Source organism: Streptomyces sp. Xyl84 (assembly GCF_059731885.1).
In genome coordinates, this window is sequence record NZ_AP029182.1 from 2,970,287 (window position 1) to 2,989,371 (window position 19,085).

Here is a 19,085-nt window from a genome sequence, read left to right on the forward strand (position 1 = left end):
GTCGAGCGCCGGGCAGGCCTTGCACCTGCATCTCCCCGCAGGAAGCGGGACGTCTTTCCTTGGACCACCAACGCACTGCTCGCGGGCCGTGTTCCGGCCGCTTGCTGTGTGATGATCATAGCGCACCACGGGCGCCGCACACCACTCGGCGCCCTGACGCGCTCCGGCCCCGGCTAACCGGGCGCCGGCGCGTCCGCGACCTGCTCGAACCGCCAGCGGTGGACGGTCCGGGTCACCAACGAGCCGTCCGGCTCGGGCAGTTCGGGCAGCTCGGCGTCGTAGGCCGCGTCCCACCAGGTGACGACCAGCACCCGGTCCTGCGGGGCGCGGAACGTCTCGCGGCGCAACGGCTCCTGAGCGAGCGTCTGGCGCCGTGCCCAGTCGAGGAGTTCACCGCCCCGGCCCGCGACCGCGCGGGCCTCCCACATCAGCGCGACGGTCACGAGTACAGGTTCTCCTTGCTGACCTCGTGCACGTGGTCGTGGCCGTGCGAGTGGCCGTGGCGGTGGGCCTCGCCCGGCACGTGCGGGTCCGTCACCGGCAGGGAGGAGTCCGCCGACAGCTCCCAGTCGGAGGCCGCGCGGTTGCGGGCGACCATCTCGGCGCCGAGGGCCGCCACCATCGCGCCGTTGTCCGTGCACAGCTTGGGGCGCGGGACGCGCAGCCGGACACCCGCGGCCTCGCAGCGTTCCTGGGCGAGGGCGCGCAGCCGGGAGTTGGCGGCCACCCCGCCGCCGATCATCAGGTGCTCCACGCCCGCGTCCTTGCAGGCGCGTACCGCCTTGCGGGTCAGGACGTCCACGACCGCCTCCTGGAAGGAGGCCGCCACGTCACGCACCGGGACCTCCTCCCCCGCCGCCCGCCTGGCCTCGATCCAGCGGGCCACGGCCGTCTTCAGCCCGGAGAAGGAGAAGTCGTAGGCGGCGTCGCGCGGGCCGGTCAGACCGCGCGGGAAGGCGATCGCCGCCGGGTCGCCCTCGCGCGCGTACCGGTCGATGACCGGGCCGCCGGGGAAGCCCAGGTTCAGCACCCGGGCGACCTTGTCGAAGGCCTCGCCGGCCGCGTCGTCGATCGTCGCGCCGAGCGGACGCACGTCCGAGGTGATGTCCGTGGACAGCAGCAGCGAGGAGTGGCCGCCGGAGACCAGCAGCGCCATCGTCGGTTCGGGCAGCGGGCCGTGCTCCAGCTGGTCCACGCAGATGTGCGAGGCGAGGTGGTTGACGCCGTAGAGGGGCTTGCCGAGCGCGTAGGCGTACGCCTTCGCCGCCGACACGCCGACCAGCAGGGCGCCGGCCAGGCCGGGTCCGGCGGTGACCGCGATGCCGTCCAGGTCCTTCGCGCTCACCCCGGCCTCCTTCAGCGCGCGGTCGATGGTGGGCACCATCGCCTCCAGGTGCGCCCGGGAGGCGACCTCGGGGACGACACCGCCGAAGCGGGCGTGCTCGTCGACGCTGGAGGCGACGGCGTCCGCCAGCAGGGTGGTGCCGCGGACGACGCCGACGCCGGTCTCGTCGCAGGAGGTCTCGATACCGAGTACGAGAGGCTCGTCGCGTGGGTCAGCCATGGGTCTTCAGGTTCCTTGTACGCAGGCGGAGGGGTCGGACAGGCGCATCACCAGGGCGTCCACGTTCCCCGGCTGGTAGTAGCCCCGCCGGACGCCGATGGGGGCGAAGCCGAAGCGCTCGTAGAGCTTCTGCGCGCGGAGGTTGTCCACACGGCACTCCAGCATCACCTCGGTGCACTCGAAGGCGGTCGCGGCCCGCAGCAGCTCGGTCAGCAGCCGGGCACCGAGCCCGCTGCCCCACAGCTCCCGGGCGACCGCGATGGTCTGGACGTCGCCCTGGTCACCGGAGGCGACCAGCCCGGCGTAGCCGACGATCCGGCCGTCCTGCTCGGCCACGACGTACCGCCGGGTCGCCTCGGGGCCGCGCGAGTGGGCCAGCTCGGACCAGAACATCCCCCGTGACCAGGCGTCCTCGGGGAAGAGGTCCTTCTCCAGTGCCAGCACCGGGTCGATGTCCCACCAGCGCATCTCGCGCAGCTGGGGCCCGCCCGCCTGGTTCGTCGTCGGTCCGGTCACTTGGGGGTGACCACCTTGTAGTTCTTGGGCACCTGGGCGTCGGGACGGCGCAGGTACAGCGGACGGGGGGCGGGCAGTTCCTCGCCGGCGGCCAGCCGCTCCGCCGCCAGGGAGGCGAGCGCGGCGGCCGAGACGTGCTCGGGCTCGTGCACCTGCGGGAACGTGTCCGGGTAGAGCAGCGCGCCCGCGCCGACCGCGGGCAGACCCGCCACCTGCGCGGCGATGTCGGCGGGCCGGTCGACGGCCGGGTCGGTCAGCCGGGTGCGGGAGTCGGCGTAGCGCGCCCAGTAGACCTCCTTGCGGCGGGCGTCGGTGGCCACCACGAAGGGGCCGGGGACGTCGGCGGCGTAGGCGAGCCCGTCGAGCGTGCACACACCGTGCACGGGGACGCCGAGCGCGAGCCCGAAGGTGTCGGCGGTCATCAGGCCGACGCGCAGTCCGGTGTAGGGGCCGGGGCCGATGCCGGCCACGATGCCCGTGACGGCGTCCAGCTTCAGCCCGGCCTCGGTGAGGACCCGGTCGACGGCCGGCAGCAGCAGCTCTCCGTGCCGGCGCGCGTCGACCTGGCTGGAGGAGGCGATGACGGCCGTGCCGTCGTGCAGGGCGACGGTGACGGCGGGGGTGGCGGTATCCAGAGCGAGCAAGAGCACGCGAACAGCCTACGGCGCCGGGGGGCCGTGCCGGGCGCCGCGGGCGGCCGCGCGGCCCGGCGCGGGGCCCGCGGCCCGACACGGACACCGGTGACGGCACGGCCGCCCCAGCGGTGAACAATCCGGCTGCTACCGTCGCAAGACAGACATCCGCTGGAGCAACCGACACGAAGGTGGGCGACCGTGGCAAGGAGCAGCTCGGGATTCGTGGCCGGGCTCACCGCGACCGCCGTCGCCACGATCGGCTTCCTCACCTACCGGGCGCAGGCGGACGTACCGCCCGGTCTCGGCGGCAGGCCCGGCACGTCGGCGAGCCCCGTGGCCGGCGTCAGCAAGGCGCCCCGCGACCGGCGCCACCCGGCCGCGCTGCCCGCCGGCTCGGGGACGGGCGAGCGGGTCGTGTACTCGGTGGACGACGACCGGGTCTGGCTGGTCGGCGCGGGCGGCCGGGTGGAGAACACCTTCAAGGTCACGCCGGGCACCGTCGACCCGGCGCCGGGCACCTACACCGTCACCTCGCGGTCGAAGGCGGTCACCGGGACCGACGGCGTGCCCGTCGAGCACGTGGTGCGTTTCGCCGGCGTCAACGGGGTCGTCATCGGTTTCAGCGCGGCGGTGGACAGCGCGGAGCAGCCCGACCCGGACCCGGCCCTGCAGACGGGCGGCATCCGCGAGTCCCGGCCGGACGGCGACACGATGTGGATGTTCGCGACGATCGGCCAGAAGGTCGTCGTCATCCGATAGGGCGAGGGCGCCTGCGGCCTAAGAGCTGCGAACAAAAGCGGGCCCCGGCGGCCGGCGCCCGGCACGCGCCCTCGCCGCGTTGCCGGAAGGCCCTGACAGCTCCGCTACAAGGACCTTCCGGCGCCTTGCGATCGCACGCACCGGACACCGCCCGCTGATCGGAACCCACTTTTGTTCGCAGCTCTAAGCCGCCCGCCGGTGCCCCTGCGCCGAACGGGTGACCGGACACGCGGGCGCCTGCTCCGGGGCGCGCGGCGGGCGCGAGACCGCCTCCGCCGCGGCGCAGGAGGCCAGCAGGTCCCGCATGCTCACACCGGCGACCGGGTACGGCCGTGGCTGGTTCTCGGCAGCCGACATGGACGCCTCCTGGGGGTCGGGGGCGGGCGTGGTTAGGTAGACCTAACCCGCGAACTGGACACCATGTGACCACGCCCGGCACACCGGACGCAAGGCTTGCCGACACGCTGTCGGAACCCAGGGACCAGGTCCCGGCTCGGGGGCCCCGGCCCCGGGCCCGGGGCGGAACCGGTCCGGACCGGAACACGGCGCCCGGAGCACGCGGACGGCTGCCGGAACCGGGGGCGTGCGTGCGGGCCGGTCGCGAGAGCGGGGCGGGCCCGGGGGCGTCCCGCGAAACCGGTGCGTGCGGGCCGCCGCGAAGCCGGGGCAGACGCGGGGGCGGGTCGCGGAACCGGGACACGCCCGCGGGCCGCCCGCGGGCCGCCCGCGGATGCGGGACGGGCGCGCGGGCGCGCGGGCGCACGCCGGTCAGGCGGTCATGCGGTCACGCGGTCACGCGGTCAGTACGCCGAGGTCGACGGCCGACCAGCGCGGGCCGATCCCGGTCACCGTCAGGCGCCGCACCTCGTCCGTCCCGGTCGCCGTCTCCGGTGCCGTCCGCCCGCCCGTCACCGTGTCCGCGCCGGGCGCCTCGCCCGTGGGTGCGCCGCCGACGGCCCGGTGGATGACGATCTGCAGCCGCTCGTCGGTCAGCTCCTCGACCTTGCCCTCGCCCCACTCCACGACGATCACGGAGTCCGGCAGCGAGACGTCGAGGTCCAGGTCCTCCATCTCGTCCAGCCCGCCGGACAGGCGGTACGCGTCCACGTGGACGAGCGGCGGGCCGTCCCCGAGGGACGGGTGCACGCGGGCGATCACGAAGGTCGGCGAGGTGACCGCGCCGCGCACGCCGAGGCCCTCGCCCAGTCCCCGGGTCAGCGTGGTCTTGCCCGCCCCGAGTTCCCCGCTGAGCATCACGAGGTCCCCCGCCCGCAGCAGCTCGGCGAGGCGGCGGCCCCACTCGCGCGTCTGCTCGGCGGAGGTGAGGGTGATCTCGACGGACTCGGGGTCAGCCGGGCTGTGCGGTGCTGCTGGTGCTTCCATGTCCACCCACGGTAGCGCCTGCGGGGACCGCGCCCGCGCGGGTCAGCAGGTCGGCGAGGCGGTCGGTGACGGCCTCCGGGTGCTCCAGCATCACCAGGTGCCCCGCGTCCGGCACGAGCACCAGCTCGGCGTCGGGCAGCAGGTCGGCGATGGCCTCGCTGTGCTCGCTGGGCGTGACCAGGTCCTGCACCCCGGCCAGGACGAGTACCGGCATCCGGGTGAACAGGGCCAGCGCGCCGGTCTTGTCGTGGTCGGTGAAGGCCGGGTAGAACTCGGCGACCACGTCGATGGGGGTGCTCTCGATCATGCGCTCGGCGAACCGGGCGACGGCCGGGTCGACGTCCCGCCCGGCGAAGGAGTAGCGCTTGATGATCCCCGCGAACAGGTCGGCGGTGGCCCGGCGCCCCTTCTCCACCAGTTCCGCGCGCTGCCCGAGCGCCTTGAGCACGCCGGGCAGCACCCGCCGCACCGCGTTGACCCCGGCGACCGGCAGCCCGAAGTTGACCTCGCCGAGCCGTCCGGAGGAGGTGCCGACGAAGGCGGTGGCGACGACCCGGTCGCGTATCAGCTCCGGGTACTGGGCGGCCAGGGCCATCACGGTCATGCCGCCCATGGAGTGCCCGACCAGCACGATCGGCCCCTCGGGCGCGGCGGCGTCGATCACGGCCTTCAGGTCGCGGCCCAGCTGGTCGATGGTCAGCGGCACGTCGTCCCGGCTCTGGGCCACGCCCCGCCCGGAGCGGCCGTGGCTGCGCTGGTCCCAGTGCACGGTCCGCACGACCCCGCGCAGCGCGGCGCGCTGGAAGTGCCAGGAGTCCTGGCTGAGGCAGTAGCCGTGGCTGAAGACGACGGTGACGGGGGCGGGGTCCTTGCGCCCGAAGAGGCGCCGGCGGCGCGGGGAGAGGTCCGCGGAAGGGGCTGGGTCGACGTCGTCGACCTCGTAGTACAGCTCGGTGCCGTCGTCGGCGTACGCGCGGCCCGGGGTGCCGCGCAGGGTTCCGTAGGGGCCGGCGGAGTCCAGGGCGAGCCGGGCCTTCCTGCGCATGCCCCGGCCCACGGTCATCCGCTCGACGGCGACGGTGGCGGCGGCGCCCGCCGCCACGACGCCTATCGCGGCGCCCGCGATGCCGGTCGCCCTGCGCCAGCCGCCGAACGCCCCCGAGGCGCCGGCCGCCGCACTGCTCTCGCTCACCTACCGCTCCTCCGTGTGACTGTATGACCGTGTGACTGTGTGACTGGTCCGGCGGCTGTCCGGGTGGACAGCGCGGGGCCCTGGGCCGCCTCCTGGGGGCGCGGCGGGGCCGCTCTTCGTCGACCGGACAGGTTCAGACGTCCGCCGGGCCCTCCGCCCCGCCGCTCTCGTCCGTCGCGTTCGCATGGACGCGCGGGACGCGTGTCCCGATGCGGGTGACGATCTCGTACGCGATGGTGCCCGCGGCCTGCGCCCAGTCCTCGGCGGTCGGCTCGCCGCGGTCGCCCGGTCCGAACAGCACGGCCTCGGACCCGGTCGCCGGCTCGTCGCCACCGAGGTCGACGACGAACTGGTCCATGGCGATCCGGCCCGCGACCGTGCGCCACTTGCCGCCGACCAGCACCGGGCCCGTGCCGGAGGCGTGGCGCGGGATGCCGTCGGCGTACCCGACGGGCACGAGGCCGAGGGTGGTCTCGCCGGGGGTGACGTAGTGGTGCCCGTAGCTGATGCCGTGCCCGGCCGGGACGCGCTTGACCAGGGCCAGCGAGGCGGACAGGGTCATCACCGGGCGCAGCCCGAAGTCGGCCGGGGTGCCCAGTTCGGGGCTGGGCGAGATGCCGTAGACGGCGATGCCCGTGCGGACCAGGTCGAAGTGGGCCTCGGGCAGGGTGAGCGTGGCAGGCGAGTTGGCGATGTGCCGTACCTCGGGCCGCACCCCCTGCGCCTCGGCGTACGCGGTCATCTCGCGGAACCGGGCGAGCTGCGCGGCGATCGAGGGGTGCCCCGGCTCGTCGGCGCAGGCGAAGTGGGACCACAGCCCGGTGACGCGGACCAGCCCCTCGGCCTCGGCGCCCAGCGCCTCGGCGACCAGGGCGGGCCAGTCCTCGGGCTGGCAGCCGTTGCGCCCGAGCCCGGTGTCGGCCTTGAGCTGCACCCGCGCGGGCCGCCCGGCGGCGCGCGCGGCCTCCCGCACCTCCGCCATGGCCCACAGCCCGCTCACGGACACGTCCACGTCGGCCTCGACGGCCTCGCGCCAGGGGCCTCCCGGCGTCCACAGCCAGCACATCACCCGGACCTGCCGCGGCGACAGCCCGGCCGCGCGCAGCGCCAGCGCCTCCTCGGGCGTGGCCGTGCCGAGCCAGGTCGCCCCGGCGGCGACGGCCGCGCGGGCGCACGGCACGGCGCCGTGGCCGTACGCGTCGGACTTGACCACGGCCATGAGCGCGGCGCCGGGCGCCCGCTCGCGCAGGGCCCGCACGTTGGCCCGCAGAGCGGCCAGATCGATCTCGGCGCGGGCGCGCAGCGGGGCCGTCCGCAGGTGTGCTGTCTCGTTCATCGCGCCCCCAGTGTCTCAGAGGGCGGTGGAGGCGGCGGGGAGTCCTACCACAGCCGCCCCGGGACCGCCGCGTCCCGTACGTCCCGCCAGGCCCGCGGGAGAGCCTCGGCCACGTCGTGCGCGCCGGCCGGGGCGCCGGCCGCGGCGAAGCGGCCGGCCAGGCCGTGCAGGTAGGCGCCGGCGCTGCCCGCGTCCGCTGCGGACAGCCCGGCCGCCAGCAGCGAACCCGCCAGCCCGGACAGCACGTCGCCGCTGCCGGCCGTGGCGAGGTACGGGGTGCCGGTGGGATTGACGCGGACGGGACCGCCGTCCGGGCCGGCGACGAGCGTGGTCGAGCCCTTCAGCAGGACGGTCGCCCGGTAGGCGGCGGCGAGTTCCCGTACGGCGGACAGCCGGGCCGCCTCCACCTCCTCGCGCGCCACCCCGAGCAGGGCGGCGGCCTCGCCCGCGTGCGGGGTCATCAGAGTGGGCGCGGTACGGGCCCGTACGGCGGCGCGGTCGGCCAGGCGCAGTCCGTCGGCGTCGACCAGCACGGGCACGTCGGCCGCCAGCACCTCGGCCACCGCGGCCGCGTCGTCACCGGCGCCCGGACCCACCACCCAGGCCTGCACCCGGCCCGCCTCGCGCGGCCCCCGGTCGGAGACGAGGGTCTCGGGGAAGCGGGCGATGACGGCCTGCCCGGCGGGGCCGACGTACCGTACGGCGCCCGCCCCGCCGCGCAGCGCGCCGGACACGGCGAGCACGGCCGCCCCGGGGTAGCGGGCCGAGCCGGCCGCGATGCCGACGACGCCCCGGCGGTACTTGTCGCTCTCGGCGGCGGGCCGCGGCAGCAGCGCGGCCACGTCGGCGTGCTGCAGCGCCTGGAGCTCCGGCTCGGCGGGCAGGCGGGCGCCCAGACCGATGTCGACGAGACGGACCGTACCGGCGTACTCGCGGGCCGGGTCGACGAGCAGCCCCGGCTTGTGCGTGCCGAAGGTGACGGTCACGTCGGCGCGGACCGCGGCGCCGCGCACCTCGCCGGTGTCCGCCTCGACGCCGCTGGGCAGGTCGACGGCGACGACCGGGGCCCCGGAGCGGGCCACGCGCTCGGCCAGGGGCACGGCGTCGGGGCGCAGACCGCCCTTGCCGCCGATGCCGACGATGCCGTCGACGACCAGGTCGGCCCGGTCGAGGGGCGCACCGGCGGCCTCCGCGTCGGTGACCGTGCCGCCCGCGCGGCGCAGGGCCGCAAGACCGTCCGGGTGCGTGCGGCCGGGGGCGAGCAGCACCGCGGTGACCCCGGCGCCGCGGCGGGCCAGCCGGGCCCCCGCGTACAACGCGTCACCCCCGTTGTCACCGCTGCCCACCAGGAGCACCACCCGGCGGCCGTAGACCCGCCCGAGCAGGTCCGCGCAGGCGGCGGCGAGCCCGGCGGCCGCGCGCTGCATGAGGGCGCCGTCGGGGAGCTGCGCCATGAGGGCGCGCTCGGCTGTCCTGACCGTATCGACGCTGTAGGCGTTACGCATGCCGTCGAGTCTGCCCTGCATACGTCGGGTGCCGCACGGGAACCCGGTGGTCCCGGCGAACCACTGGGAAACGCCGGCGGACCCGGGATTCCCGGGCGGAGCGAGGGAGAAGGCGCGAGCGGATGGCGGACGAACCGGCGGGCTTCGACGCGCCGCACCCCTGGGCGGCACCCGGCCAGGACGCAACGCGCCGGCTGCGGCTGAAGTCCCTGGAGCTGCTGCTCACCGAGCAGCGGTTCAGGATCGGCCGGCATGTGAGCGCCTGCGGCGACGCCGGGCGCGAGCACTCGGCGCGCGGCCCGCGGGCGAGCGCGCTCCCCCGGCCCGCGACCGTGGACGCGCCGGTGCTGCGCCTGCTCGACTCCCTGCCGATCCCCGTCACGATCATCTGCCCCTCCCCCGGCCCGGTACCCCCGGATGCGGAGCCGTACTCCACCGATGCGGGTTCCCCCGCCGCGGACTTCCCCGAGGCGGGCTCCCCCGCCCCGGACCTTGCCGCCCCTGAGTTCCTGTACGTCGGCCAGAACCGGGCCGCCCGCGAGTACGGCGCCCGGTATCTGCCGCCCGGCGCCCTGCCTCCGTGGACCGGTCCGGTGCCGCTGTTCGAGCGCCTGCCCACCCTCGTGGGCACGGCCGTCCCCCGCCTGCTCACGCAGGCCCTGCGCACCGGGCGCTCCCAGGGGCCCGAGCCCGCCGACTGGCCGCTGCCGGGGCCCGGCGACCTCACCGTCCGGGTGAGCAGCGAAGTACGGGTGACTCCCTTCGGGGATCTGCTGCTGCTCAGCTGGGAGCGCGGGCACGAGTCCGTGATGGTGCAGGAGGCGCAGCGCCTGGTCGGGGTGTCCTGGGCCGAGTGGAGCCTGGGCGACGGGAGCGTCGAGGCGTCGTCGGGATTCGCCCACGCGCTCGGCCTGTCCGCCGCGCAGCCACCGCCCGGTCTGCTGGAGCTGGGGCGCATGGTGGCCCCGGAGAGCCTGGACGCGCTGTACCGGGCGGTCCACGACGTCCTGCTGGGCGCGCCGGTGGCCGAGTGCGACCTGCGGCTCGCCGGGCCGGGGGGCCGGATCCTGCGGTTCGTCGCCGAGCCGGTCCGCCCGCCCTCGGGGCCGGTGTGGGCGGTGCGCGCGGTGCTCCACGACGTCACCGCCGACCGGCGCAGCCGTGCCCTGGCCGAGCAGGCGATCCGGGAGGCGCGGGCGCAGCGGGAGCGGGCCGACGCCGTCGCGGAGGTGGCGGAGCGGCTGCGGGACGCGGTACTGCCCGCCTTCCCCGCGGAACTGGCCCGGCACGGCATCGAGGCCGCCGCCGCCTACCGTCCCGAGGCGGGCGCCGCGCGGGTGGGCGGTGACTGGTACAAGACCCGTGTGCTGCCCTCCGGGAAGGTGCTCATCGCGCTCGGGGACGCCCGCGGGCACGGCCTCGAAGCGGTCACCCTCATGGCGAAGCTGCGGTACGCGCTGGCCGGGCTGGCGTACACCGGCGAGTGGGTGGAGCGGCTGACCGGCTGGCTCAACACGGTCGCCTGCGACGACGGCGAGGAGTCCACCGCCACGGCGGTCATCGCCCGCTTCCACCCCGACCGCGGGCTGCTGCGCTGGACCTGCGCGGGCCATCCCCCGCCGGTCCTGGTCCGCGGCGGCGAACCGGTGCTGCTCGGTCCGCCCCCGGGCGGCCCCGGCATGCCGCTGGGCGTCCTGCCGGACGAGACCTACACGGCCGCCGAGACGTGGCTGCGCCCCGGGGACGTGGTGCTGCTCTACTCGGACGGCCTGATCGAGCGGCGCGGCTCGGACCTCGACCGGGACTCCTCGCGGCTGCTGCGCGCCGTGGCGGACCGCGCCGCGGACGGCATCCCGCCGGGCGGCGAGGCGCTCGACGCGTTCGTCCGCGACCTGGTCACCCACCTCACCGGCCCGCAGACGGAGGACGACGCGACGGTACTGGCGTTCCGCGTGGTCGCCAGGGACGCGAGGGCAGAGGAGACGGGGACGGGGACGGAGGCGGACGCGGAGACGGGAACGGGGACAGGAACGGTCGCGGGCACGGACGGGGACACGGTCACGCGGTCGGAGACAGGCGCGGGCACGGACCCGGACGGGGACACGGTCACACGGTCGGAGACGGACGCGGAGACAGGCGCGGGCACGGACGGGGACACGGTCACGCGGACTGACGCAGGCGCGGAGACGGGAACAGCAGCAGGCCCGGACGCGGACGCCGGGCCCGGAGCCGGCTGACGGCGCGCCAGGAAACGCGCCGCGCCACCCGCCCGTGGGCCCGCCCCGGCTATCCCTCCGCGATCACCACCGCGGAGGCCACCCCCGCGTCGTGGCTGAGCGAGATGTGCCAGGACCGTACGCCGAGTTCGGCGGCCCGCGCCGCCACCGAGCCCTTCACCCGCAGCCGTGGCCGCCCGCTGTCCTCGACGTACACCTCTGCGTCCGTCCACAGCAGTCCGGCCGGGGCGCCCAGCGCCTTCGCGACGGCCTCCTTCGCGGCGAACCGGGCGGCCAGCGAGGCCATGCCCCGCCGCTCCCCGCTCGGCAGCAGCAACTCCCGTTCCACGAAGAGCCGCCGGACCAGTGCGGGCGTCCGCTCCAGCGACGCCGCGAACCGGTCGATCTCGGCCACGTCGATGCCGACCCCGATGATGCTCATGGGGCGACCCTACGGGTGCGCGCCCGCCGGGTGGTCACCCGGCGCTGCCCTCGGCGAGGGTGTGCGCCACCAGCGCGTTGGCGTGCCCGTGCCCCATTCCGTGCTCGGACTTGAGCCAGCCGACCAGTTCCATGTGCCGGGTCAGCGGCGAGGAACGGACGAGTTGCTGCCACTCGGCGATCGGCCGGCCGTACTTCTTCTCGATGGACGGGAAGTAGGCGGCGGGGCCCTTGACGGGTGCGGTCATGGCGGAACGTCCTTCCGGTGCCGGGGCGTTGTCGCTCCCACGAGTGACGACTGTCCCCCATGGGACCGACAGCGGCGCGGAAACTCATCGCCGCCCTCCCGGCCGGGCCCTTCACCGCCGCCGCGCCGCCCCGGAGGGCTACTCCACCGTCACCGACTTCGCGAGGTTGCGGGGCTGGTCCACCTCGTTGCCCCGGGCGGTGGCCAGTTCGCAGGCGAAGACCTGCAACGGCACCGTCGCGACCAGCGGCTGGAGCAGGGTCGGGGTGGCGGGGATGCGGATGAGGTGGTCGGCGTAGGGGACGACCGCCTCGTCGCCCTCCTCGGCGATCACGATCGTCCGCGCGCCCCTCGCCCGGATCTCCTGGATGTTGGAGACGATCTTGTCGTGGAGCAGGGACCGGCCGCGCGGGGACGGGACGACCACGACGACGGGCAGGTCCTCGTCGATCAGCGCGATCGGACCGTGCTTCAGCTCGCCCGCCGCGAAGCCCTCGGCGTGCATGTAGGCGAGTTCCTTGAGCTTGAGCGCGCCCTCCAGGGCCACGGGATAGCCGACGTGCCGCCCGAGGAAGAGCACCGTGTTCTTGCCGGCGAGGGAGCGGGCGAGTTCCCGTACCGGCTCCATCGTGTCCAGGACGCGCTCCACCGCGCCGCCGATCTGGGAGAGGTCGCGGATGACGGCGCGGATCTCGTCGCCCCACTTGGTGCCGCGCACCTGGCCGAGGTAGAGGGCGACGAGGTAGCAGGCGACGAGCTGGGTGAGGAAGGCCTTGGTGGAGGCGACGGCGACCTCGGGTCCGGCGTGGGTGTACAGCACCGCGTCGGACTCGCGCGGGATGGTGGAGCCGTTGGTGTTGCAGATGGCGAGGACCTTGGCGCCCTGCTCGCGGGCGTGGCGCAGCGCCATCAGGGTGTCCATGGTCTCGCCGGACTGGGAGATGGCGACGACCAGGGTCCGGGCGTCCAGGATGGGGTCCCGGTAGCGGAACTCGCTGGCGAGTTCGACCTCGCAGGGGATGCGGGTCCAGTGCTCGATGGCGTACTTGGCGATCATGCCGGCGTGGAAGGCCGTGCCGCAGGCGATGATGACGACCTTGTCCGTCTCGCGCAGTTCGGCGGCGCTGATCCGCACCTCGTCCAGGGTCAGGGAGCCGGCGGCGTCGATGCGGCCGAGGAGGGTGTCGGCGACCGCCTTGGGCTGCTCGGCGATCTCCTTGAGCATGAAGTAGTCGTAGCCGCCCTTCTCTGCGGCCGCGGCGTCCCAGTCGACGTTGTAGGAGCGGACCTCGGCGGGCTGCCCGTCGAAACCGGTGACGGTGACGCCGTCCCGGCGCAGTTCGACGACCTGGTCCTGGCCGAGTTCGATCGCGGAGCGGGTGTGGGCGATGAACGCGGCGACGTCGGAGGCGAGGAAGGACTCGCCCTCGCCGACGCCCACGACGAGCGGGGAGTTGCGGCGGGCGCCGACGACGACGTCGGGCGCGTCGGCGTGCACGGCGACGAGGGTGAAGGCGCCCTCCAGGCGCCGGCACACCAGGCGCATGGCCTCGGCGAGGTCGGCGCAGGAGGAGAACGCCTCGGCCAGCAGGTGCGCGACGACCTCGGTGTCGGTCTCGGAGGCCAGTTCGTGCCCGCGCTCGGCCAGCTCCGCCCGCAGCAGGGCGAAGTTCTCGATGATGCCGTTGTGGACCACGGCGACGCGTCCGGCGTTGTCGAGGTGCGGGTGGGCGTTCGCGTCCGTGGGGCCGCCGTGGGTGGCCCAGCGGGTGTGCCCGATGCCGGTGGAACCGGTCGGCAGCGGCCGTTCGACCAGTTCCTTGTCCAGGTTGACCAGCTTCCCGGCCTTCTTGGCCGCCGCGAGGCCGCCGTCCGCGAGAACGGCGACACCCGCCGAGTCGTACCCCCGGTACTCCAGCCGTTTCAGCCCGGCCATCACGACGTCGAGCGCCGACTGCGAACCCACATATCCCACGATTCCGCACATGGCTCCGCAGCCTACGGCCCGTCAGCCGACGAAACCCGCCTCTGCATGCCCGAAATCGGAAATTCCCGCCGGGGTACGAAGGGTCTCGCGGCCCCGGACCGTACGCCCCCCGCGCAATCCCTCACGCCGTCACCGCGGCCCGGTGAGCTGCCGCCCGCGGCACGGCGGCCCCGCAGGTGACCAGCCGTACCGCCGGCCGGTGTCCGACCGTGGAGCCGGCGCGACGCGGGCGCGCTCACGTGACCCACCCCACCCCCCACGCCGTTCGAACTCCGTTAACAATGGACTGTGATCTCTCCGGTCCCCTCGATGCCCCGGAGCGCCCACCGGCCCAGGCCGGAGGCGACTCCCTATGTCGACCTCACCCGTACCGAGTGGAGTGCGCTGCGCGACAAGACGCCGCTGCCGCTCACCGCGGAGGAGGTGGAACGGGTGCGCGGGCTCGGGGACGTCATCGACCTCGACGAGGTGCGGGACGTGTACCTGCCGCTGTCCCGGCTGCTCAATCTGTACGTCGGCGCGACCGACGGGCTGCGCGGCGCGCTGAACACGTTCCTCGGTGAGCAGGGCTCCCAGTCCGGCACCCCCTTCGTCATAGGGGTTGCGGGATCGGTCGCCGTCGGCAAGTCGACCGTGGCCCGGCTGCTCCAGGCACTGCTGTCGCGCTGGCCCGAGCATCCGCGCGTGGAGCGGGTGACCACCGACGGGTTCCTGCTGCCGACGCGCGAACTCCAGGCACGCGGCCTGATGGCGCGCAAGGGGTTCCCGGAGTCGTACGACCGCCGGGCGCTCACCCGGTTCGTCGCCGACGTGAAGGCGGGGAAGGCGGAGGTCACCGCGCCCGTCTACTCGCACCTGATCTACGACATCGTGCCCGGCGAGAAGCTCACCGTGCGCCGCCCCGACATCCTGATCGTGGAGGGCCTGAACGTCCTGCAGCCCGCTCTGCCCGGCCAGGACGGCCGCACCCGGGTCGGGCTCGCCGACTACTTCGACTTCAGCGTGTACGTCGACGCCCGCACCGAGGACGTCGAGCGCTGGTACCTGAACCGGTTCCGCAAGCTGCGCGACACCGCCTTCCAGGACCCCTCCTCGTACTTCCGCAAGTACACCCAGGTCTCCGAGGACGAGGCCCTCGACTACGCGCGCACCATGTGGCGGACCATCAACCGGCCCAACCTGGTGGAGAACATCGCCCCCACCCGCGGCCGGGCCACGCTCGTCGTGCGCAAGGGGCCCGACCACAAGGTGCAGCGGCTGCGGCTGCGGAAGTTGTGACCGCGGCGGGACGTCTACGCTGCCCTGCATGCTGCATCTGCGACTGATCACCCCCGCCGACCGCACCGACGAGGTGGCGGGGCTGATCCACCGGACGGTCGGCACCGCGCACCTCGTCGTGCTGCCGGGCGCGGCCCGCAGCCCCTCCGGTGACGTGGTCATGTGCGACGTCGCCCGGGAGGCCGCCGATGAACTCCTCGGCGGTCTCAGGGAGTTGGGCATCGACCGGACCGGCTCCATCGCCGTGGAGAGCATCGACCTCTCGCTGTCCGACCGGGCCGACAAGGCCGAGGAGGAGGCGCCGGGCGAGGCCGCGGACGCGGTGCTGTGGGAGGAGCTGACCGAGGCCACCCACGAGGAGTCGACGCTGTCGATCACCTACCTCGCGTTCATCACGCTGGCCACGATGATCGCCGCCTGCGGTGTGGTGCTCGACAACGCCGTCCTGATCGTCGGCGCGATGGCGGTGGGACCGGAGTTCGGACCGCTGGCCGGCATCAGCACGGCCCTGGTGCGGCGGGCGCCCAGACTGGCGCTGCGCTCCCTGGTGGCGCTGCTGGCGGGGTTCGCGCTGGCGATGGCCGTGACCGTGGGCTTCAGCCTGTTCATGGACGCCGTCGGCCTGTTCAGCAAGGCGAAGCTGGAGGGCCCGCGGCCCAGCACCAGCTTCGTGTACGCCCCCGACTGGTTCTCGTTCGTGGTGGCGGTCCTCGCCGGGATCGCCGGCACGCTGTCGCTGACCTCGGCCAAGTCCGGCGCCCTGGTCGGCGTCGCCATCTCCGTGACCACCGTCCCGGCCGCCGCCAACGCGGCCGTCGCGTTCGCCTACGGCGACACCGCCCAGACCTGGGGCTCCAGCAAGCAGCTGCTGCTGAACCTCCTCGGCATCGTCCTCGCCGGCACGCTCACCCTGCTCTTCCAGAAGTGGCTCTGGTCGACGCAGCGGGCACGGATGCGGAAGACCGCCGGATAGCTCCGGGACGCTCACGCGGGAGGCCGCCCCGCACCCGACCGGCACGCTCACGCGGTGAACCGCCGGACGGGAACGGGACGGTCACGCGGTTCGCGCCGTCGCGAGCCGCGTGACCGTCCCGCGGTACCGCCGTCCGTTGCTCAGCCCAGGGCCGACTTCACCGCGTCCGCCAGCCGCCCCGCCACCGAGCGGGCCTGCTCGATGTCCGCGGCCTCGACCATCACGCGCACCAGCGGCTCGGTGCCCGAGGGGCGCAGCAGCACGCGTCCGGTCTCGCCCAGCTCGTGTTCGGCCTCGGCGACCGCCGTGGCCAGGTCCGCGGAGGTCTTCACCCGGGACTTGTCGACGTCGGGGACGTTGACGAGGACCTGCGGCAGGCGCTGCATCACCCCCGCCAGCTCCCGCAGCGTACGGCCGGTCGCGGCGACCCGGGCGGCCAGCATCAGACCGGTGAGCGTGCCGTCGCCGGTGGTGGCGTGGTCGAGGATGATGACGTGGCCGGACTGCTCGCCGCCGAGGGCGAAGCCACCGGACTTCATCTCCTCCAGGACGTAGCGGTCGCCGACGGCGGTCTGCACGAGGTGGATGCCCTCGCGTTCCATGGCCAGCTTGAAGCCCAGGTTGGACATCACGGTCGCGACGACGGTGTCGGAGCGCAGCGCGGAACGCTCCCGCATCGCCAGCGCGAGCACGGCCAGGATCTGGTCGCCGTCGACCTCGTCGCCGGTGTGGTCCACGGCCAGGCAGCGGTCGGCGTCGCCGTCGTGCGCGATGCCGAGGTGGGCGCCGTGCGCGACGACGGCGGCCTTCAGCTGGCCCAGGTGGGTGGAGCCGCAGCCGTCGTTGATGTTGAGGCCGTCGGGTTCGGCCCCGATGGTGATCACCTCGGCGCCGGCCCGCGCGAACGCCTCGGGCGAGACCCGGGCGGCGGCGCCGTGCGCCTCGTCCAGGACGATCTTCAGCCCGTCGAGCCGGTTCGGGAGGACACCGACGAGATGGGCGACGTACTTGTCGAAGCCCTCGTCGTAGTCGCGGACCCGGCCGACGCCCGCGCCGGTCGGACGGTCCCAGGGCGCGCCGGTGCGGTGCTCCTCGTAGACCTTCTCGATGCTGTCCTCCAGCTCGTCGGCGAGCTTGTGGCCGCCGCGGGCGAAGAACTTGACGCCGTTGTCCGGCATGGCGTTGTGGCTGGCCGACAGCATCACGCCGAGGTCCGCGCCGAGCGCGCCGGTCAGGTACGCCACGGCGGGCGTCGGCAGCACGCCGACCCGCAGCACGTCCACGCCGGCGCTGGCCAGGCCCGCGACCACGGCGGCCTCCAGGAACTCACCGGAGGCGCGCGGGTCCCGGCCGACCACGGCCTTCGGGCGGTGCCCCTCGAAGGTGCCCGCCTCGGCCAGTACGTGCGCCGCGGCGACGGACAGGCCGAGCGCCATCTCGGCGGTCAGGTCCGCGTTGGCGACACCACGCACGCCGTCCGTGCCGAAGAGTCGTCCCACTTGTCCTCCTTGAGGAAGCGTCAGTTCGTGAAGCCGTGCCGAGGTTCTCAGCGCGCGTTCACCGTTCACTGGGTTCGATGTTCTCGATGCGCCCGCGGATCCCTGAGCCGGGCATCCGATCACACCAGCCGCTGAGCGGCTGAGCTGCTGAGCACCTGAGCACTAGAGCACCTTGTGCCGTTATACGCCCAAGGCCGGTGATAAACGAACGCCCCGGCGGCACAGTGGCGTGCCGCCGGGGCGTTCGGAGTAGGCCTGTCCGCAGGCAGCCGCTGATTAGCGCTTGCTGTACTGCGGAGCCTTGCGGGCCTTCTTGAGACCGGCCTTCTTGCGCTCGACCGCACGGTCGTCGCGCTTGAGGAAGCCGGCCTTCTTGAGCGGGCCGCGGTTGTTGTCGACGTCGGCCTCGTTCAGGGCGCGGGCGACACCGAGACGGAGGGCGCCGGCCTGGCCGGAGACACCGCCACCGGCGATGCGGGCGACGACGTCGTAACGGCCCTCGAGCTCCAGCACCTTGAAGGGCTCGTTGACTTCCTGCTGGTGCACCTTGTTCGGGAAGTAGTCCTCGAGGGTGCGACCGTTGATCTTCCACTTGCCGGTGCCCGGGACGATCCGGACGCGGGCGATGGCGTTCTTGCGGCGGCCCAGGCCGGCGGCCGGCTGCGGCTCGCCGAAGCGGGAGGCCATGGACTCCGAGGTGTACTCGCCCTCGACGGGGACCTCGGACTCGGTGGTGTAGCTCTCGATGTCGATCTCTTCGATCGGCTGCTCGGCAGTGGTCTCGGCCACGATTCTCCTCAGATTCTGTTCAGTCTTAGGGGGTGGCCGGACTTACTGCGCGACCTGGGTGATCTCGAACGGCACCGGCTGCTGGGCGCCGTGCGGGTGCTGGTCACCCTTGTAGACCTTCAGCTTCGAGAGCATCTGACGGCCCAGGGAGTTCTTGGGGAGCATGCCCTTGACCGCCTTCTCGACGGCCTTCTCCGGGTTGTTCTTGAGGAGGTCGTCGTAGCGGACGGAGCGCAGACCGCCCGGGTAGCCGGAGTGGCGGTACGCCATCTTCTGGGTCCGCTTGTTGCCGGAGAGGTGCACCTTGTCGGCGTTGATGATGATGACGAAGTCACCAGCGTCGACGTGCGGCGCGTAGATCGGCTTGTGCTTGCCCCGCAGAAGGGTGGCGGCGGTGGTCGCCAGGCGACCCAGGACGACGTCCTGGGCGTCGATGACGTGCCACTGGCGCGTGATGTCGCCGGGCTTGGGGCTGTACGTACGCACGGTTCGTAGCCTTCGCTTCTTCAGTGAATGGTCCTGACAAGGTCACCGAAGACGATCACGACAGCCCTGACCGCACAGCGGTGACGCAAACCGCGTGCTGGTCGCTGGTCATCGGCCCGGTGGACCGGTGTAAGGGCCGGGTCCGTGAGAAGAGCCAAGCCAATACACAACGAACAAGCAGACTACCCGGGCGGCACACCGTGGGTCAAAACGACGGCCGCCGCGCCGGTCCCGCCTGTTCCGCCCCAGTGTACGTCCGCCCCGCCCCGGCCCCGGCCG

19 protein-coding genes are annotated in these 19,085 nt (G+C 74.0%); 4 read left to right on the top strand and 15 right to left on the bottom strand.

The window, feature by feature from the left end:
• Positions 1 to 173: 173 nt before the first annotated feature.
• The 4 genes from AC6I72_RS12665 to tsaB are packed head-to-tail and all read right to left on the bottom strand — an operon-like array spanning position 174 to position 2,730.
• Positions 174 to 443: a hypothetical protein gene (locus AC6I72_RS12665; RefSeq protein WP_366723689.1), complete on the bottom strand. Its 270-nt coding sequence runs from the start codon at positions 441 to 443 to the stop codon at positions 174 to 176.
• The gene (tsaD, locus tag AC6I72_RS12670) at positions 440 to 1,564 is read right to left on the bottom strand and encodes a tRNA (adenosine(37)-N6)-threonylcarbamoyltransferase complex transferase subunit TsaD (protein WP_498000881.1); all 1,125 of its coding nucleotides are present in this window, start codon (positions 1,562 to 1,564) and stop codon (positions 440 to 442) included. The genes AC6I72_RS12665 and tsaD overlap by 4 nt, the downstream gene beginning before the upstream one ends.
• A 6-nt stretch (positions 1,565 to 1,570) precedes the next feature.
• On the bottom strand, positions 1,571 to 2,032 hold the full coding sequence (gene rimI / locus AC6I72_RS12675; protein ID WP_498004671.1) for a ribosomal protein S18-alanine N-acetyltransferase: 462 nt from the start codon (positions 2,030 to 2,032) through the stop codon (positions 1,571 to 1,573).
• A gap of 44 nt (positions 2,033 to 2,076) precedes the next feature.
• The gene (gene tsaB / locus AC6I72_RS12680) at positions 2,077 to 2,730 is read right to left on the bottom strand and encodes a tRNA (adenosine(37)-N6)-threonylcarbamoyltransferase complex dimerization subunit type 1 TsaB (RefSeq protein WP_498000882.1); all 654 of its coding nucleotides are present in this window, start codon (positions 2,728 to 2,730) and stop codon (positions 2,077 to 2,079) included.
• A 183-nt stretch (positions 2,731 to 2,913) separates the two neighbouring features.
• On the opposite strand from tsaB, the gene AC6I72_RS12685 reads away from it, so the two are divergent.
• Positions 2,914 to 3,474 (top strand): hypothetical protein, encoded by a 561-nt coding sequence (locus AC6I72_RS12685; protein WP_498000883.1) that lies wholly within the window; start codon positions 2,914 to 2,916, stop codon positions 3,472 to 3,474.
• Positions 3,475 to 3,657: 183 nt separating this feature from the next.
• Here the strand turns inward: AC6I72_RS12685 and AC6I72_RS12690 are convergent, their stop codons facing one another.
• The 5 genes from AC6I72_RS12690 to AC6I72_RS12710 form a co-directional block, all read right to left on the bottom strand.
• On the bottom strand, positions 3,658 to 3,831 hold the full coding sequence (locus AC6I72_RS12690) for a hypothetical protein (protein ID WP_498000884.1): 174 nt from the start codon (positions 3,829 to 3,831) through the stop codon (positions 3,658 to 3,660).
• Positions 3,832 to 4,266: 435 nt separating this feature from the next.
• Entirely contained in the window at positions 4,267 to 4,857 is a 591-nt protein-coding gene (gene tsaE, locus AC6I72_RS12695) for a tRNA (adenosine(37)-N6)-threonylcarbamoyltransferase complex ATPase subunit type 1 TsaE (protein WP_498000885.1), read from the bottom strand.
• Positions 4,823 to 6,049, bottom strand: a complete 1,227-nt coding sequence (locus AC6I72_RS12700; RefSeq protein WP_498000886.1) for an alpha/beta fold hydrolase — start codon at positions 6,047 to 6,049, stop codon at positions 4,823 to 4,825. The genes tsaE and AC6I72_RS12700 overlap by 35 nt, the downstream gene beginning before the upstream one ends.
• A gap of 133 nt (positions 6,050 to 6,182) precedes the next feature.
• A complete protein-coding gene (gene alr, locus AC6I72_RS12705; protein ID WP_498000887.1) occupies positions 6,183 to 7,385 on the bottom strand; it encodes an alanine racemase in 1,203 nt (400 codons plus the stop codon).
• 44 nt (positions 7,386 to 7,429) lie between these two features.
• On the bottom strand, positions 7,430 to 8,890 hold the full coding sequence (locus AC6I72_RS12710) for an NAD(P)H-hydrate dehydratase (RefSeq protein ID WP_498000888.1): 1,461 nt from the start codon (positions 8,888 to 8,890) through the stop codon (positions 7,430 to 7,432).
• A 122-nt stretch (positions 8,891 to 9,012) separates the two neighbouring features.
• Here AC6I72_RS12710 and AC6I72_RS12715 point away from each other — a divergent pair, with 122 nt between their 5' ends.
• Complete coding sequence (locus AC6I72_RS12715) at positions 9,013 to 11,127, top strand: PP2C family protein-serine/threonine phosphatase (RefSeq protein ID WP_498000889.1); 2,115 nt, start codon at positions 9,013 to 9,015, stop codon at positions 11,125 to 11,127.
• Between the two features lie 49 nt (positions 11,128 to 11,176).
• On the opposite strand, the gene AC6I72_RS12720 is transcribed toward AC6I72_RS12715, so the two are convergent.
• The 3 genes from AC6I72_RS12720 to glmS form a co-directional block, all read right to left on the bottom strand.
• Positions 11,177 to 11,548, bottom strand: coding sequence for a holo-ACP synthase (locus AC6I72_RS12720; protein WP_498000890.1), 372 nt, complete (start codon positions 11,546 to 11,548; stop codon positions 11,177 to 11,179).
• A 34-nt stretch (positions 11,549 to 11,582) separates the two neighbouring features.
• Positions 11,583 to 11,795 (bottom strand): DUF4287 domain-containing protein, encoded by a 213-nt coding sequence (locus AC6I72_RS12725; RefSeq protein WP_498000891.1) that lies wholly within the window; start codon positions 11,793 to 11,795, stop codon positions 11,583 to 11,585.
• Positions 11,796 to 11,933: 138 nt separating this feature from the next.
• Positions 11,934 to 13,781: a glutamine--fructose-6-phosphate transaminase (isomerizing) gene (gene glmS / locus AC6I72_RS12730; RefSeq protein ID WP_498000892.1), complete on the bottom strand. Its 1,848-nt coding sequence runs from the start codon at positions 13,779 to 13,781 to the stop codon at positions 11,934 to 11,936.
• A gap of 309 nt (positions 13,782 to 14,090) precedes the next feature.
• Between glmS and coaA the strand changes: the two genes are divergently transcribed.
• Positions 14,091 to 15,059 (top strand): type I pantothenate kinase, encoded by a 969-nt coding sequence (gene coaA / locus AC6I72_RS12735; RefSeq protein ID WP_498000893.1) that lies wholly within the window; start codon positions 14,091 to 14,093, stop codon positions 15,057 to 15,059.
• Between the two features lie 28 nt (positions 15,060 to 15,087).
• Positions 15,088 to 16,032, top strand: a complete 945-nt coding sequence (locus tag AC6I72_RS12740; RefSeq protein WP_498000894.1) for a DUF389 domain-containing protein — start codon at positions 15,088 to 15,090, stop codon at positions 16,030 to 16,032.
• A 140-nt stretch (positions 16,033 to 16,172) separates the two neighbouring features.
• Here AC6I72_RS12740 and glmM read toward each other — a convergent pair whose 3' ends face one another.
• From glmM to rplM, 3 genes are all read right to left on the bottom strand, one after another.
• Positions 16,173 to 17,531 (bottom strand): phosphoglucosamine mutase, encoded by a 1,359-nt coding sequence (gene glmM / locus AC6I72_RS12745; protein ID WP_498000895.1) that lies wholly within the window; start codon positions 17,529 to 17,531, stop codon positions 16,173 to 16,175.
• Between the two features lie 276 nt (positions 17,532 to 17,807).
• Positions 17,808 to 18,320 carry a 30S ribosomal protein S9 gene (rpsI, locus tag AC6I72_RS12750; RefSeq protein WP_360972035.1) on the bottom strand — a complete coding sequence of 171 codons (513 nt, stop codon included), beginning with the start codon at positions 18,318 to 18,320 and terminating at the stop codon, positions 17,808 to 17,810.
• Positions 18,321 to 18,362: 42 nt separating this feature from the next.
• Positions 18,363 to 18,806, bottom strand: coding sequence for a 50S ribosomal protein L13 (gene rplM / locus AC6I72_RS12755; RefSeq protein ID WP_498000896.1), 444 nt, complete (start codon positions 18,804 to 18,806; stop codon positions 18,363 to 18,365).
• Positions 18,807 to 19,085 lie beyond the last annotated feature (279 nt).

What these genes read in the sequence shown, in the direction of transcription:
- rimI (WP_498004671.1), bottom strand. Translation starts at nt 2,032, where the DNA reads ATGCGCTGGTGGGACATCGACCCGGTGCTGGCACTGGAGAAGGACCTC.
- AC6I72_RS12725 (WP_498000891.1), bottom strand. Translation starts at nt 11,795, where the DNA reads ATGACCGCACCCGTCAAGGGCCCCGCCGCCTACTTCCCGTCCATCGAG.
- AC6I72_RS12710 (WP_498000888.1), bottom strand. Translation starts at nt 8,890, where the DNA reads ATGCGTAACGCCTACAGCGTCGATACGGTCAGGACAGCCGAGCGCGCC.
- AC6I72_RS12720 (WP_498000890.1), bottom strand. Translation starts at nt 11,548, where the DNA reads ATGAGCATCATCGGGGTCGGCATCGACGTGGCCGAGATCGACCGGTTC.
- AC6I72_RS12715 (WP_498000889.1), top strand. Translation starts at nt 9,013, where the DNA reads ATGGCGGACGAACCGGCGGGCTTCGACGCGCCGCACCCCTGGGCGGCA.
- glmS (WP_498000892.1), bottom strand. Translation starts at nt 13,781, where the DNA reads ATGTGCGGAATCGTGGGATATGTGGGTTCGCAGTCGGCGCTCGACGTC.
- alr (WP_498000887.1), bottom strand. Translation starts at nt 7,385, where the DNA reads ATGAACGAGACAGCACACCTGCGGACGGCCCCGCTGCGCGCCCGCGCC.
- AC6I72_RS12690 (WP_498000884.1), bottom strand. Translation starts at nt 3,831, where the DNA reads ATGTCGGCTGCCGAGAACCAGCCACGGCCGTACCCGGTCGCCGGTGTG.
- AC6I72_RS12740 (WP_498000894.1), top strand. Translation starts at nt 15,088, where the DNA reads ATGCTGCATCTGCGACTGATCACCCCCGCCGACCGCACCGACGAGGTG.
- tsaE (WP_498000885.1), bottom strand. Translation starts at nt 4,857, where the DNA reads ATGGAAGCACCAGCAGCACCGCACAGCCCGGCTGACCCCGAGTCCGTC.
- coaA (WP_498000893.1), top strand. Translation starts at nt 14,091, where the DNA reads ATGCCCCGGAGCGCCCACCGGCCCAGGCCGGAGGCGACTCCCTATGTC.
- tsaD (WP_498000881.1), bottom strand. Translation starts at nt 1,564, where the DNA reads ATGGCTGACCCACGCGACGAGCCTCTCGTACTCGGTATCGAGACCTCC.